The organism is Methylobacterium oxalidis, assembly GCF_007992195.1.
Lineage (GTDB): Bacteria > Pseudomonadota > Alphaproteobacteria > Rhizobiales > Beijerinckiaceae > Methylobacterium > Methylobacterium oxalidis.
The window spans coordinates 42,822-55,342 of sequence record NZ_BJZU01000052.1 but is presented as its reverse complement, the minus strand read 5'-3'; the positions used below and the strand labels follow the sequence as shown (position 1 = coordinate 55,342).

At 68.6% G+C, this 12,521-nt stretch carries 14 protein-coding genes; 4 read left to right on the top strand and 10 right to left on the bottom strand.

Annotated features, from left to right (window positions below):
• Positions 1–77: 77 nt before the first annotated feature.
• The 4 genes from MOX02_RS13955 to MOX02_RS13940 all read right to left on the bottom strand — a co-directional run bounded on the left by MOX02_RS13955 (position 78) and on the right by MOX02_RS13940 (position 5,134).
• The gene (locus tag MOX02_RS13955; RefSeq protein ID WP_147026393.1) at positions 78–1,469 is read right to left on the bottom strand and encodes an HlyD family type I secretion periplasmic adaptor subunit; all 1,392 of its coding nucleotides are present in this window, start codon (positions 1,467–1,469) and stop codon (positions 78–80) included.
• A 236-nt stretch (positions 1,470–1,705) separates the two neighbouring features.
• Positions 1,706–1,954 carry a hypothetical protein gene (locus MOX02_RS13950; RefSeq protein ID WP_147026392.1) on the bottom strand — a complete coding sequence of 83 codons (249 nt, stop codon included), beginning with the start codon at positions 1,952–1,954 and terminating at the stop codon, positions 1,706–1,708.
• A gap of 201 nt (positions 1,955–2,155) precedes the next feature.
• The gene (locus MOX02_RS13945; protein ID WP_147026391.1) at positions 2,156–2,449 is read right to left on the bottom strand and encodes a hypothetical protein; all 294 of its coding nucleotides are present in this window, start codon (positions 2,447–2,449) and stop codon (positions 2,156–2,158) included.
• Positions 2,450–2,824: 375 nt separating this feature from the next.
• The gene (locus tag MOX02_RS13940; protein ID WP_147026390.1) at positions 2,825–5,134 is read right to left on the bottom strand and encodes a hypothetical protein; all 2,310 of its coding nucleotides are present in this window, start codon (positions 5,132–5,134) and stop codon (positions 2,825–2,827) included.
• A gap of 328 nt (positions 5,135–5,462) precedes the next feature.
• On the opposite strand from MOX02_RS13940, the gene MOX02_RS13935 reads away from it, so the two are divergent.
• Entirely contained in the window at positions 5,463–6,191 is a 729-nt protein-coding gene (locus MOX02_RS13935; protein ID WP_147026389.1) for an SDR family NAD(P)-dependent oxidoreductase, read from the top strand.
• 106 nt (positions 6,192–6,297) lie between these two features.
• On the opposite strand, the gene MOX02_RS13930 is transcribed toward MOX02_RS13935, so the two are convergent.
• A complete protein-coding gene (locus MOX02_RS13930; RefSeq protein WP_147026388.1) occupies positions 6,298–6,771 on the bottom strand; it encodes a hypothetical protein in 474 nt (157 codons plus the stop codon).
• Positions 6,768–7,268: a hypothetical protein gene (locus tag MOX02_RS13925; RefSeq protein ID WP_238178832.1), complete on the bottom strand. Its 501-nt coding sequence runs from the start codon at positions 7,266–7,268 to the stop codon at positions 6,768–6,770. Before MOX02_RS13925 ends, MOX02_RS13930 begins: the two co-directional genes overlap by 4 nt.
• A 403-nt stretch (positions 7,269–7,671) precedes the next feature.
• Between MOX02_RS13925 and MOX02_RS13920 the strand changes: the two genes are divergently transcribed.
• Both MOX02_RS13920 and MOX02_RS31230 read left to right on the top strand, forming a co-directional pair.
• Positions 7,672–7,917, top strand: a complete 246-nt coding sequence (locus MOX02_RS13920; protein ID WP_147026387.1) for a hypothetical protein — start codon at positions 7,672–7,674, stop codon at positions 7,915–7,917.
• 728 nt (positions 7,918–8,645) lie between these two features.
• Entirely contained in the window at positions 8,646–8,792 is a 147-nt protein-coding gene (locus MOX02_RS31230) for a hypothetical protein (RefSeq protein ID WP_170267856.1), read from the top strand.
• Between the two features lie 72 nt (positions 8,793–8,864).
• On the opposite strand, the gene MOX02_RS13915 is transcribed toward MOX02_RS31230, so the two are convergent.
• Together MOX02_RS13915 and MOX02_RS32170 are read right to left on the bottom strand one after the other, a co-directional pair.
• The gene (locus MOX02_RS13915) at positions 8,865–9,923 is read right to left on the bottom strand and encodes a matrixin family metalloprotease (RefSeq protein WP_147026386.1); all 1,059 of its coding nucleotides are present in this window, start codon (positions 9,921–9,923) and stop codon (positions 8,865–8,867) included.
• A gap of 200 nt (positions 9,924–10,123) precedes the next feature.
• A complete protein-coding gene (locus tag MOX02_RS32170) occupies positions 10,124–10,408 on the bottom strand; it encodes a DUF6894 family protein (protein ID WP_238178826.1) in 285 nt (94 codons plus the stop codon).
• Positions 10,409–10,747: 339 nt separating this feature from the next.
• Between MOX02_RS32170 and MOX02_RS31225 the strand changes: the two genes are divergently transcribed.
• The gene (locus tag MOX02_RS31225; protein ID WP_170267866.1) at positions 10,748–10,888 is read left to right on the top strand and encodes a hypothetical protein; all 141 of its coding nucleotides are present in this window, start codon (positions 10,748–10,750) and stop codon (positions 10,886–10,888) included.
• Positions 10,889–10,983: 95 nt separating this feature from the next.
• Here the strand turns inward: MOX02_RS31225 and MOX02_RS13905 are convergent, their stop codons facing one another.
• The gene (locus tag MOX02_RS13905; RefSeq protein ID WP_210250384.1) at positions 10,984–11,628 is read right to left on the bottom strand and encodes a response regulator transcription factor; all 645 of its coding nucleotides are present in this window, start codon (positions 11,626–11,628) and stop codon (positions 10,984–10,986) included.
• 128 nt (positions 11,629–11,756) lie between these two features.
• Positions 11,757–12,470: a carbonic anhydrase gene (locus tag MOX02_RS13900; protein WP_147026385.1), complete on the bottom strand. Its 714-nt coding sequence runs from the start codon at positions 12,468–12,470 to the stop codon at positions 11,757–11,759.
• Positions 12,471–12,521: the final 51 nt, after the last annotated feature.

The window sequence follows — 12,521 nt, the reverse complement described above, 5'->3', positions numbered from 1 at the left end:
GGATTGCACACGCGCGGGACCAGGCCCGACAATCGTGAGGCGAGGCGGCTTCGGCACCGATCTCGGTGGCGCTGCGGTCAGTTGGTCGCTTGCCGGTCCAATGTCGGGATGTGATCCACCGGATTATCCGTGATCAAGCCCATCCGCCGCTCGATCTGCTCGGCGAGCGGCTTCACCAGGTAGCTGATGACGGTCCGATCACCGATGTTCATGTGCGCCTCGACCGGCAGCCCCGGCAGGAGGACCGACTTGCCGAGGAGCGCTTCCTGGCCCTCGGTGGGCCGGATGCGCACCGTGTAGTAGGGCGCGCCGGTCTTCTGATCCTGGCTGACGTCCGCGGCGATCCGCATCACGCTGCCGCTGATCTCAGGCGTCCGCGACTGGTTCAGGCTCGGAAAGCGCAGCGAGACGAGCTGCCCGGCTTTCACGTAGGCGATGTCCTGCGGTTGAACCTGGACCTCCACAACCCTCTGATCGGCCGACGGCACGATCAGCATCGCCGGCTCGTTCGGTGTCACGAGCCCGCCGATCGTGTGCACCTTGAGTTCCTGCACGAAGCCGTCCTGCGGCGCGCGCAGCTCGACGCGCTTCAGCCGATCCTCGGCCGCCACCCGCTTCTCGACGAGTTCCGACCAGCGGCTCCGGATCTCCGCCAGATCCTTGCCCACCTCCGTGCGCATGTCGCCGTCCACCTGCAGGATCTGCAGCTCCGTCTCGGTCACCTTGCCCTTCGTCTGCGCGATCACCGCCACAAGCCTGCCCCGCTCCCCCAACAATCCTGCAGAGGTGCGCTCCAGGGCGTTCAGCTTCGCGAATTGCACGAGATTCTGGGAATAGAGGTCGCGGACCCCTTTCAGCTCGTCGTTGATCAGCGCGATCTCGCGGGTCTTGGCTGCGACCTGCTTCTCGAGCCCGCCGATCTCCTCGTGCAACTGCGCCACGCGCTCGCGCAGCTGGGCCTTCTGGCCCTCGCGCGCGGCGACCCGCGCCTTGAAGAGCCGCGTCTCGCCCTCGACCAGGTGCCGGACGGTGGGATCGCTCGTGGCGCGCGCCAGGAGGTCGTCCGGGAAGGTGATGCTGGCCGCACCGTCCCGCTCCGCCTCCTCGCGCGCCTGGCGTGCCGAGAGCTCGTCCAGGGCCTTGCGGACCATGTCGAGTTCGGCGCGCGTCTGGGTCTCGTCGAGCCGGATCAGCACCTGCCCCGCCGAGACGCGGGCGCCTTCACGAACGAGAAGCTGCCCGACGACGCCGCCTGTCGGGTGCTGAACCTTCTTCACGTCCGTCTCGACGACGATCCGGCCCGACGCGATCACGGCACCGGAGAGGGTCGATACTGCGGCGAAGCTCGCGCTCGCGACCAGCAGGGCGCAGGCACCCAGCCCGATCATGAGATGCTTGCGGATCGAGCCCTGTGCCGAGCCGGGCGACTTCCGTGCCTCCCCCATGCCGAAGGATTGTCCGATGGCCATGATGTGTCCCCGCAAGCAGTGAGGCCATCGTAGAGCGAATCGGGGCGCCTTGAAACTGTTTCCGGCTGAGTTCGCGTGGCGAACGGCAGGTTAACACGGTCTTCATGATGCCGGTCGCGGTGCGAAGGTCCGTCGTAGTCCTGCGGATGGGGCTCCGAGCGGAGTGAAGCTGCGAGGTGCGGGGCCGCGACGGCCCCGAGGCGCCGGACCCGCAGCATGGCGCCGGAGATCGACGCTCAATCGTACAGCGCCACCTCGATCGCCCCTTCGCCCCTCCAGGTCACGATGCAGGGGCGCGGCGCGAAGTCCGGCTCCACGGCAAGAGAGAAGCGATCCGGAAGGCTACCTGCGAGGCTGATCGAGACGAAGGCGCGATCTTGGCCCGTGAGCACAGCCCTGCATGTCAATGGTCGCGGCCAGAACTTGAGTCCGATCTTCGCGGCTACGGGCGGCATCTGCACGAGTTCATCGGAAGAAAGCTGCATTGGCTTCCACGTTCTGGCGTTTATGTCCTCGTTTCTGCCGAGCGAGGGGTAGGCGAGATATGTCCGCGGTCGGTCGGATTTTACGCGTCGACCGGGAAGCAATTTCCCGCCTGCGGAAGGAACCGGCGCTCGGGCGCAGCCGCGCGACCGGCACGGCGCGGGACGGCTGCGAGCGCGCGGGCCTGCCTCGCCGACGGTCGCTCAGTGCGTATGGACGGAGGGCAAATCCTCGTCCGCCAGCGCGGTCTCGACGACGAAGCGCAGATATCCGTCGAGCGCGCTCAGACTCTGATCGGGCACCTCGGCGACCGGGTACGCGTCGCGGATGAGCTGCAGGTCGCGCCGGATTCCCGCCAGCAAAGCCGGGCGGAGATGCACGCTGACGCGCGGGTTCAGCTGCTCGCAAGCTATGATCAGCGATCCGAGGGCCTTCGACAGGACAGCGACGCTGATCTCATTGACAACCTGAGCGTTTTTTGCGTCGCAGAAAGTCATGACGCCGCTCCGGTCGCCGGAATATGATCGAGATGGTTAGATACGACTTCGATATCTGTCGAGCGTAGCGCGTCATTCCGTTCAGAAACGCACGCTTCCGATAGAGGCATTTGACGGTCGCGAAATTGACTGGGTCAGCATCTGGCAGACTCGTTCGGCAAACGAGACCCGCATGATGCGAGCCCTCGACGTCCTCGCCTGCCGCAGCGAAGGCGCCGGTCGATCAGGACCGGCGCACGACATTTCTCATCCGCCTTCTCCCGGGGCGCTCCGCCGCGCCAAATGCCCTGCGCCGGCATCCCGCCCCGGCAGGCGGAGCTCGTGTCTGGACGGGAGACGGACCGAGACGACCGGCAGAGGCGCTCGACCCGGGTCTCAGCCGACGCTTCCCGCGCTGAAGCTGCCGTCGGCGAAGCTGAGGCGGCCCTCCAGGATCCCGAATTGCAGGTAGTGCAGCATGGGATCGACGCCGGCTGCCCGCACGTCGGCGTAGGCTGCCAGGTAGGACGAGGTGTCGTAGCCCGTCGACGGATCGCGCCCCTCCTTCCAGCCGAACGCATCGTAATGCGCCAGCGGATTGATCCCGGCCGCCTTCACGTCGGCGTAGGCGGAGAGATAGCCCTTCGTGTCGAACACGGCGCTCGGATCGCGCCCCTCCTTCCAGCCGAAGGCGTCGAAATGAGCGCGCGCGAAGGCGTAGCTGCTGCCTCCTGCCGCGGTTGCGGCGCGGGCCACGTCCGCATTGGCAAGCAGGTAGTACTCGGCGTCGAAGCCACGATCCGCGCCGATGTCCCCGGCCCGTCCGACAGCGGCGTCGATCGACCGCCGTTCCGCCTGTCCGAACTCCAGGTAGTGCGCGAGCGGGTCCAGCCCGGCCGCCCTCACGTCCGGATTGCCCGTCAGGTACTGCTCGTTGTCGAAGAGGGCCGACGGGTCGCGCCCCTCGCGCCATCCGAACTGATCGTAGTGCTGCAGCGGGTTGATCCCGGCCGCCTTCACGTCCGGGTTGGCGGCCAGGTACCCGTTCGTCGAGAAGAGCGCGCTCGGGTCGCGGCCTTCCCTCCAGCCGAAGGCCGCGTAGTGCAGATCCGGGTCGATTCTCGCCTGCCAGACGTCGAGGTTCTTCGCGTAGTAGTAGAGATCGTCCACCAAGGGCTGGCCGTCCCGGACCTGGATGCTGCCGTCCGAGAAGCTCAGCGTGTTCACGCCGGTGACGTCGTGCGGGACGCCGTCCGGGCCGGTGATGATGTTGCGCTGGTCGACGAAGCTCAGGTTCGCCTCGGCGAACGCGTAGTTGAAGATCATGGAAAGCGGCGGGGGCGCATCCTGCACGACCCCGGCGGCTGCGGTCGGCCCCTCGCTGTGGCCCTGGCCGTCGACGAAGGACGCCTCGACGGTGACGAGGCGCCCGACCGCGTTGAAGCCCGGCGTGAACGCGTTGGACGCGCCGCTCTGCAGGACGGCGCCGTCAGCCCTGAACGTGTAGGTGATCGCGCCGGCGCCGCCGGGCAGGCCGTCGGCATCGGCCACGGTCGCGGTGATCGTCTGCTCTTCGAGCGCGGCGCCGCCGCTCAGGCCGGACAGGGTCAGGGTGGCGGGGCGGTTCACGTCCTGAACCACGCCGCCGGTCTGGCTGAGAGCCTCGCTGTGGCCCTGGCCGTCCGTGTAGGCCGCCTCGACGGTGATGATCTGGCCCGCGAGATCGAAGCCCGGTGTGAAGCTGCTGGCCGTGCCCGTCTGCAGAACGCTCGTGCCGGCCCGGAACGTGAAGATGGCGCCGGCCGGCACGCCGTCCGCATCCGCCAGGGACGCGGTGATCGCCTGCCCTTCGACGGCGTTGCCGCTCGACAGGCCGGCGAGGGTCAAGCTGCCGGGCCGGTCGACATCCTGCGCAATCCCGCCCGACGCGGTCAGAACCGCGCTGTGGCCCTGGCTGTCCGCGTAGGCCGCCTCGACCGTGATGGCCTGACCGCCGAGATCGTATCCGGGCGTGTAGGTGCTCGACGTGCCGGATTGCAGGACGGTCGTGCCCGCGCGGAACGTGTAGGTGATGCCGGTCGCCAGCACGCCGTCGGGATCGGTGACGCTGGCAGTGAGCGCCTGGCCCTCCACCGTGTTGCCGCTCGTCAGACCGGCCAGCGTGATGGCACCGGCGCGGTCGACATCCACGACGTTGCCGGCGGCTTGCACGAGCGTCGTCGCGTGGTCCTGGCCGTCGGTGTAGCTCACCTCGACCGTGAGAGCCCTGCCGCCCAGGTTGAAGGCCGGCGTGTAGGTGCTCGCGTTGCCGGTCTGCAGGACCGTGCTCCCGCTCTTGAAGGTGTAGATGATGCCGCTCGCCGGAAGCCCGTCGGGATCGGCGATGCTGGCGGTGATCGCCTGGCCCTCCACCGCGTTGCCGCCGCTCAGCCCCGCGAGTGTGATCGTGCCCGGCCGATCCGAGTCCGAGACGGCCCCGGCCGAGGCCCGGACGGTCCCGGTGTGCCCGTCCCCATCCTCGTACCAGGCTCTGACGGTCACGACCTGCCCCGCCGCCTCGTATCCCGGCGTGTAGGTGGCCGACCGGCCCTTCTGCACGATCTGCCCATCGGCCCAGAAGGTGTAGATCGCCCAATCCGGGTCGCCATTCGGATCGGCGACGTGGGCTGTGATGGCCTGTCCCTCGACCGCGCGACCGTCGGTCAAGCCGTCAAGCGACAGCGATCCAGGCTTATCCCGATGATAATGATGCTTCGAGCCGGAGGCGTGCTTAGACATTGGCTGCCTCAATCAAAACAAACAGAGATTGAGTGCCCTATTCTATGCTTCGGGCAGCAGATAAATTGACATATTTCGGCTTATTTCACTTCACAATGGTATGGCCGCATACGATACAAAGTATTAGATGCGGCGCGAGAGGGGCCTTCTCTGCTGTAACGGCTTGGCTTGTACAGATGCCCGCCGTCCCCGCGCTTCTTCCGATCTTCCGCTGCTGATAGGGTCGGCCTGCGCGGCGGATCAGGGGATCTTCGCCATGGGCCTGCTCGGGAACAAGGTGGCGGTCGTTATCGGAGGCGGCAGCGGCATCGGCCTCGCCATCAGCGAGCGCTTCGCCTCGGAGGGCGCGGAGGTCTTCGCGACGAGCCGGCACGAGGCGGCGCTGCGAGCGGCGGTCGACCGGAGCGCCGGCGTCCGCCCGATCCAGGCTGACGCCAGCGATCCGCACGCCCTCCGACGCGCGATCGAGGCGATCGCGGCCGAGCGGGGAAGGATCGACATCCTGGTGGTCAGTGCGGGATCGTCGGAGCAGCGGCCGCTCGCCGATCTCACCGAGGAGCACTTCGACCGCACCTTCGGCCTGAACGCGCGCGCGCTCGCCTTCGCCACGCAGGCGGCGGCGGAACATATGGGGGCGGGCAGCGCTGTCGTGCTGATCGGCTCCATCGCGGCCCTGATCGGCACGCCGGGCTACGGCGTCTACGCCGCCAGCAAGGCCGCCATCCGCTCGTTCGCGCGGACCTGGGCCGGTGAACTGGCGCCGCGCGGGATACGCGTCAACGTCGTCAGCCCCGGCCCCATCGACACGGCGTTGTTCCAGGCCGTCACCGACGAGGTTCGCGAGGCGCTCACGAACCGGATCCCGATCGGACGGCTGGGGCGACCGGAGGAGGTGGCGGCTGCGGCCCTCTTCCTCGCCAGCGCCGAGAGCAGCTTCGTGACGGGCGCGGACCTGTGCGTGGACGGTGGCCTGGCACAGGTCTGAAGCGCGGCGCCGGGACGACGAGACGCGGGGCGGGCCTCTCGATCCTCTCACAGGTGCCCGCCATCCGTTGGCTGCCGGCGGGACCATCGCCCCCGGATCGGCCACGTCATTCGAGCGTGAGGCTGTCGAACTCGCTTCTGAGGCAGCTGTACAGCCGGCCCAGCCACAGCCGCGCCTCGGCCTCGCTCGCCTTGGCGGCCTGCATCTGCTCCTCGGCGAGGCGAGCACGCTCCTCAGCCAGTCGCGCGGCCTTCTCCGACTTGGCCGCGCGCCGCATGGCGCTCTGTGCGGCGGCCTCCGCGACCCGAGCGCGCTCTTCCGCCGCCTCGGCATCCGTGATGCTGCGCTGAACGAGAACCTGCGACTGCCTGGTGAGATCGTGCGCCAGCTCACGCGCACGCCGCACCCGTGCGCCGACATCGCGGACGAGCTGGATGGCTCCGGGCCAGTCGGCCTCCTCCGCCGGATCCTGGGCCTTCGGGCTTCCGGAAGCGTCGTGCTCCGCGAACAGGGGCACGACGTTCTGCTGCGCGTCCTGTCGGACAACGCCGGTCCGCGCCGGAGCGGCCTGCGCGATCATGCGGAGCGCTTCTCGGGCTGGGCGAACGCGAACTCGCTGGCGATGGTGTCGTAGACGCGTGCCAGCCACTCCTCGGCGAGGCGGGCGCGGTCCTCGGCTGCCTTGACCCGCTCGTCAGCCGCCTTGAGCAGGGCATCCGCCCGCGCTTGGATGTCTCGCGCGTGCGCTTCCGCGATCTTCACGCGCTCGTTCGCGCTCGCGATGTCCTCGCGCACCCGCTCCAGCAGATCCTGCACCCGCAGTTCCTGCTCGTGGGCGTGGTTCTCCACCTCCCTGACGCGCGAGGCTGCGGAGCGAACCCGCTCGATCAGGCTGACCCAGTCCTCGGGCGACGATCTGCGCGTGGGCGGTCCGGAGCTTGCCGCATCGTCGGAAGAATTCATCAGTCGCAGGACGGTCGTGATGCGCTCCTCGGCGGGCGCATGCTTCTCAGGCGGCTTTGGCTCAGCTTTTCGATCGACGATGCTGTCCCAGGAGAACGCCTTGAGTTGATCCACGAGCGCAAATTCCCTCACGGCCCTGATGGATGCGAGGCTTCCACGCAGTTTCACCGCCGTTAACCAGATCTGAAACACCGCTCGGAGCGCGTCAAACTAGAAGTTGCAATTTTCCGCCTGCGCTGGAGTGGGATGGCAGCGGTGTTGCGCTTCAGTCACTGTCTGAAACTTGACGGAACGCTTGGAATTCGACTGCGGCTTCGTCTGCTTGGCAAAGACATCAATCCGAATCCGGTCTCCGGATCCCGTCATCGTCGTCGCTCTGTTGTGCTCGGAGCACAAGTTCCCGGTGGGTCGTCCGGCGCTACGCTTCGAGGTTGGATGTGCTCGGCCGATCGTCTAGCCCAGCCTCAGACACCTGCCAGACAGCGCCATGGCCACAGCTCCTGCTTCCGACCCGACCGTGCTCGAGCTGCTGGATCGAGGGCTTCTCCGGCCCGAGGCCGTGGCTCGCCTCGTCGACAACTACATCGCTGCTCCGGAACTTCGCACGCATACGCTCGTCCTGGGGCTCGTGCTCGATGTCGCCGCGGCCCTTCAGGCCTACCCCCTGGCAGGAGCCGTCCTGGCCAGCTCATTGGTGTCGTCCCGCGTGAAGCGATCGACGGTCGGCACGGCCATCCTCCTGGCTCGACCGCGCAGGGTGTAGGCGGTCGCCGGAACGGCTGCCGCCCGATCGCGAGCACGCCTCGGGCCGGCTCAGGGCGTGCGCTCGTTCCGACGCTCGGCGATGAGGACGACGATGGCTGCCGTCAGTCCGATCAGCAGCGGCGCGGCGGCGAAGACCAGGAGGTTCATGGTCATGGCAACACCCTCGAAGGAGGCCACAGGGAGCCATCCTACAGCGCACCAGGGTGTCAGCCAATCCGCTCCCGATGCGGACCGTCTGCTGGAATGCGCGGGTCGGTGCCCGGCCGGGCCGACGCGGCCTCTCACGCCACGCGCTGAAGCCCTACGCCGCGTCGGGAGATTGCGTACGATAGGGCGCGGACGGCGCGGCGGGCGACCGAGCCTCTGCCTGCCGCCTTCGGATTCGGCGCCGCTCCCATCGATGAGCCGGCGCGCCCGCAAGTGCCTCTTCCCGCTTCAGCTCGCCGGTGCTTGCGAGCGCGACGGCGACACTGCCACTGGACCAACGCGTTCGATGGCGGGAACCATCCGTGACCCGCGGGCAAGGCAGCGATACGCCCGGTCGTCTGGCGAATACGCCGTCCGCCGCCACGTCAGCGGGCGATGTGCCGCGAACGCTCGCGGTCCCGCCGCGGTGATGCAACCTTCGCTTGAAACGGAACCCACCGCTCGAGACTTAAGCGTCAAGGGTGCAGGGTCGCATGCCCGCTTTCGGGGCCTGGTCTCCTCACCTGACGGGAGGCGAGCATGAGCTTGGTCTTTTTCCTGGTCTTCGTCGGTCCCTACCTCGCCCTGGCCGTGTGGAACATCATGGCCGTGCGCAACGAGCGGCCGCTGCAGCCGGCGACCGCGACCGCCGGCGCACCTCTGACGCGGCCCGGCGAGGACATCTGACGGCGGCCGCCGCGAACGGGAGGCCCCGCGGATCGCTCCGCGGGGCGAGCACCGGTTCGGCGCGCGTCCGGCTCAGGCGAAGAGCATGCCGTCGGTGGGGATGTGGACGGTGAAGGCGCGGCCCTCGTCGACCCAGCCCGGCCCGGCCGAGCCCTGGTTGATGGCCGCCGCCTCGGCGGCGTTGGCCGCGTAGTGATGCAGGCCCGTCTGCGTGTTGTAGAAGCGCTCGAGCGTCACGCCGCCCGCCCCTGCCGCGGCCGCGCTGGCATAGGCCTCGAAGGCCACGCCCTCGTAGTGGTAGCTCGGCAGCGTCTTCAGGATGGTGTCGCGCTCGGCCGCGTCGGTGGTGAAGAAGTGCTGGCCGGTCTTGGTGTCGTAGAAGCGGAACACGTCGATGGTGTTCGGGCCGTCCTGGGGCGTTGCCCAGCCGACGCCCTCGTACTGGTAGCTCGGCAGCGTCTTGAGGATCTGCGCCTTCTCGGCCGTGCTCGTCGTGTAGAAGTGGTCGCCCGTGCTCGCGTCGTAGAAGCGGTAGACGGCGGTGACGCCCGAGGCCGAGGCGGTCGGCTGCGCGGGGCTCACGGGCGCCGGGGGCGTGACGGTCGAGACGGGCGGGGCGGCTGGGGCCGCCCCGTAGAGGGCCTGGATGCCCGCGATGTCGCCCGCCATCAGGCCGGTGATGGCGGGGCTGATGATCGAATTCATCACCTCCGGCTTGCCGTTGTAATGGTCGAGCCCGAGCGCGTGGCCGATCTCGTGCAGGGCCACGAGGTAGAAGTCGGTGCCCTGGTTGCTGACGACCTTGCTGCCCGAGGCGCGCCAGCCCTCAGCCGAGTCGAAGGTGACGGTGGCCGCGCTCATGCGCTGACCGGAGAAGTTGTAGCTCGCGTAGCCCAGCGTGTTGCCGAGCCCGTCGATGGCGCCCTGCGTCAGGTCGATGTTCGCTGTGGCGGTGGAGGCGACCTGCTGGAAGCTGATGTTGGCCACGCTCGCCCAGGTGGCGAAGGCGGACTGGATGACGCTCGCGAAGGCGGCCGGCAGGGCGGCGTCGATCGCCCAGGTCACGGTGCCGCCGCTCGTTCCCCGCGCCCCCGCGCCCCACCGCGGACCCTCCAGCACGTAGTCGGCCATGCGCTCCCCCTCGGTTAGAGTTCTAGCTTGGCCATTGAGATACTAAAGGCGTCCTAAATGGGGCGGGCACTCGAAACGATGCTTTTTCGATGTCGCGCGAAATTCGCGCCTGCGAAGGCGCGTACTGGTTGACGAGATGTGAAAATTGTCGACCGTCTTCGCACGAGAGCGAGGAATTCTTTCGGATGGGGCTCGGGCCCTCAAGTCTCGGTGACGAACATCAGCAGCTCGCCCGCATCCATCATCAGTTGCGTGAAGGCGAGATAGACCAGGATCGGCAGCTTCCGGAGGGAGGCGCCGGCCTCGTCGCGAATCAGCAGGCTCCAGCCCTCGTCGAACTCGGCCGCCTCGCCGCTCTCGCGCATCTCCTGCAGGGCCGCCTCCGCTTCCTCCAGCGCCTCCTCCAGGTCCGCCGCCTCGATGCCCGTCCTGTCCGGGATGACACGCTCCCGGGATACGAGGTCGAAGTAGAAGCGCTTCAGCACGGGTTCGCTCCTCCCTGACGGCCGCGGGCCGCGGCGCTGTGCGCGGTGTCCGCCCGCCGGGTCGTCCGGTTTACCGCCTCCGTCCGCTCTGCGGAGACGTCGCGGCAGGATCTCGCACGCGATGCTGTTGTCAGCTTGAGGTAGGCCATCAGCAATTCATCAGTCGTTTAGATTAATGACGTCCTAACAGAACGATTCGGATTATATACCTTTATTGAGCCCGTGTTTTATGATTTCAGTCCAGTGTCTGGCGCAGACGGATTAAGAGGCGAACTCTTCAGCCGTACACCTGCTGCCGGCGCGCGAGCGCGGGCCGCGCATCGACACGGGTGGCACTCCATGAGCACGGCCGGCGGATCACGCAACGAGGGAAGAGACGAGACGGTGGCCCGCCGCGAGCAGGTGCGCGCCCATGTCCGCACGGTGCTGCGCAGGCTCACCGCCGTGAAGGCCGAGGGGCGGGGCGAGCGCGAGGCCTGAGCGCGCGCTGGACAGGTTCGGATCGGGGCGCCGGAGCCTCTTCCGCCGGACGGCGTCCCGGCTCGGCGTGAGACGATGCGGCGAAGCCATACGCCTCAGAGCGGGTGGAGCCCGTTCTCGCGGGCCCAGATGGCGGCCTGCGTCCGGTTCTGCGCCTTCAGCTTGCGCAGGATGTTCTTGACGTGGATCTTCACGGTCGGCTCCGCGAGTGCGTAGCGCAGGGCGATCATCTTGTTCGAGGCGCCCCCCGCGAGGCAGCGCAGCACCTTCACCTCGCTGGTCGAGAGGGGCGCGGCGAGGCCGGGGGCGGCCGCCTGGGCGGAGGATGCGGCCGGCCTCGCCAGGGCCGGGCGGGCATGCTCGATGAGGCGGCCGAGGAGGCCCGGCGACAGCACGGCCACGTCCTCCATCACGAGTTCGAGCGCTCCGATCAGGCTCGCCGGTCCGGCCGCGCCGTCGAGGATGCCGTTGGCCGCGGCGCAGAGGTCCTCCGGCGGCAGGCCGGCGGCGCCGGTGAACAGGACGAGCCGCGCCTCGGGCCAGGCCGCGCGGAGGGTGCGAACGGTCTCGGCGCTGCGGGGCTCGTCGAGCATCGCCACGATGAGGAGCGGCGCCGGGCCGCCCGCCGCCCCATCGCCCGGCATCACCGCGAACCGCGACCCGTGCAGATGCGACCTCAGCCCCTCCCGGGCCAGGGCGTTCGAGGCGACCACAACCGTCGGTATGTTACCGCAGGACATCAACGACTCCCTCACGGGAGCCGTCTCGGGACCCCCGCTCCGACAAGTATGCTCAAGCTTCGGCGGTTCGCGGTGCGCCGCGCCAGAGAAGTGCTGAGTCCGGAAGGGTACGGGCGGCCTCGCGAGGCTCAGCCCTCCTCGAAGAAGTCGACGCTGCCGTCGTCGAGGTCGTAGCGCGCCCCGACGATCTTGAGCTTGCCGGCCCGGATGGGATCCACCAAGAGCGCCTCGGCCGTGCGCAGACGCTGCACCGTGCGCCGCACGTTCTCGCGCACCGCGTTGTCGATGAAGTCCCCAGGCTGCCCCCGCGCCCTCAGGACGGCCGGCACGATCGGCTCGATCATCTTCCCGATGCTGCCCGGGAACACGGCGTTGTCCGTCACGACGCTGACGGCCGCCTGCACCGCGCCGCACTTCTCGTGTCCGAGCACCACGACGAGCGGGACGCCGAGTTCGACCACCCCGTACTCGATGGAGCCCATCGCCGTGGTGTCGACGGTGTTGCCGGCGTTGCGCACGATGAACAGCTCGCCCAGGCCGCGCCCGAACAGGAGCTCGGGCGGCACCCGGCTGTCCGAGCAGCCGACCAGGACGACGAAGGGCGTCTGGCCCCGCGCGATCTCGATGCGCCGGTCGCGGTCGGACGCCTCGCGCCGGAAGGGCGCGTCCGTCGTGAAGGACTGGTTGCCCTGCTTCAGGAGCGCGAGGGCCTGGTCCGGGCTGAGATCCGTGCGCTTGGCTCCGGCAGCACGTGCCGGAGGGATCGCGGTCGCGGCGGGGGCAAGGCCTCCGAGGACGGCGCAGCAGGCGCAGGCGACGAAGCGGCGGCGATCGGGCCTCATCGGGGCTTCCCTCCCGAATCCTTCGCGACGCTACAACGTCCGGATGCGGAA

Excerpts from the sequence above, each read along its gene's own strand:
- MOX02_RS13930 (WP_147026388.1), bottom strand. The coding sequence starts at position 6,771 with ATGATCGCGCAGGCCGCTCCGGCGCGGACCGGCGTTGTCCGACAGGAC.
- MOX02_RS13900 (WP_147026385.1), bottom strand. The coding sequence starts at position 12,470 with ATGAGGCCCGATCGCCGCCGCTTCGTCGCCTGCGCCTGCTGCGCCGTC.
- MOX02_RS13950 (WP_147026392.1), bottom strand. The coding sequence starts at position 1,954 with ATGCAGCTTTCTTCCGATGAACTCGTGCAGATGCCGCCCGTAGCCGCG.
- MOX02_RS13945 (WP_147026391.1), bottom strand. The coding sequence starts at position 2,449 with ATGACTTTCTGCGACGCAAAAAACGCTCAGGTTGTCAATGAGATCAGC.
- MOX02_RS13905 (WP_210250384.1), bottom strand. The coding sequence starts at position 11,628 with ATGTCCTGCGGTAACATACCGACGGTTGTGGTCGCCTCGAACGCCCTG.
- MOX02_RS13915 (WP_147026386.1), bottom strand. The coding sequence starts at position 9,923 with ATGGCCGACTACGTGCTGGAGGGTCCGCGGTGGGGCGCGGGGGCGCGG.
- MOX02_RS13935 (WP_147026389.1), top strand. The coding sequence starts at position 5,463 with ATGGGCCTGCTCGGGAACAAGGTGGCGGTCGTTATCGGAGGCGGCAGC.
- MOX02_RS13955 (WP_147026393.1), bottom strand. The coding sequence starts at position 1,469 with ATGGCCATCGGACAATCCTTCGGCATGGGGGAGGCACGGAAGTCGCCC.
- MOX02_RS31230 (WP_170267856.1), top strand. The coding sequence starts at position 8,646 with ATGAGCTTGGTCTTTTTCCTGGTCTTCGTCGGTCCCTACCTCGCCCTG.
- MOX02_RS31225 (WP_170267866.1), top strand. The coding sequence starts at position 10,748 with ATGAGCACGGCCGGCGGATCACGCAACGAGGGAAGAGACGAGACGGTG.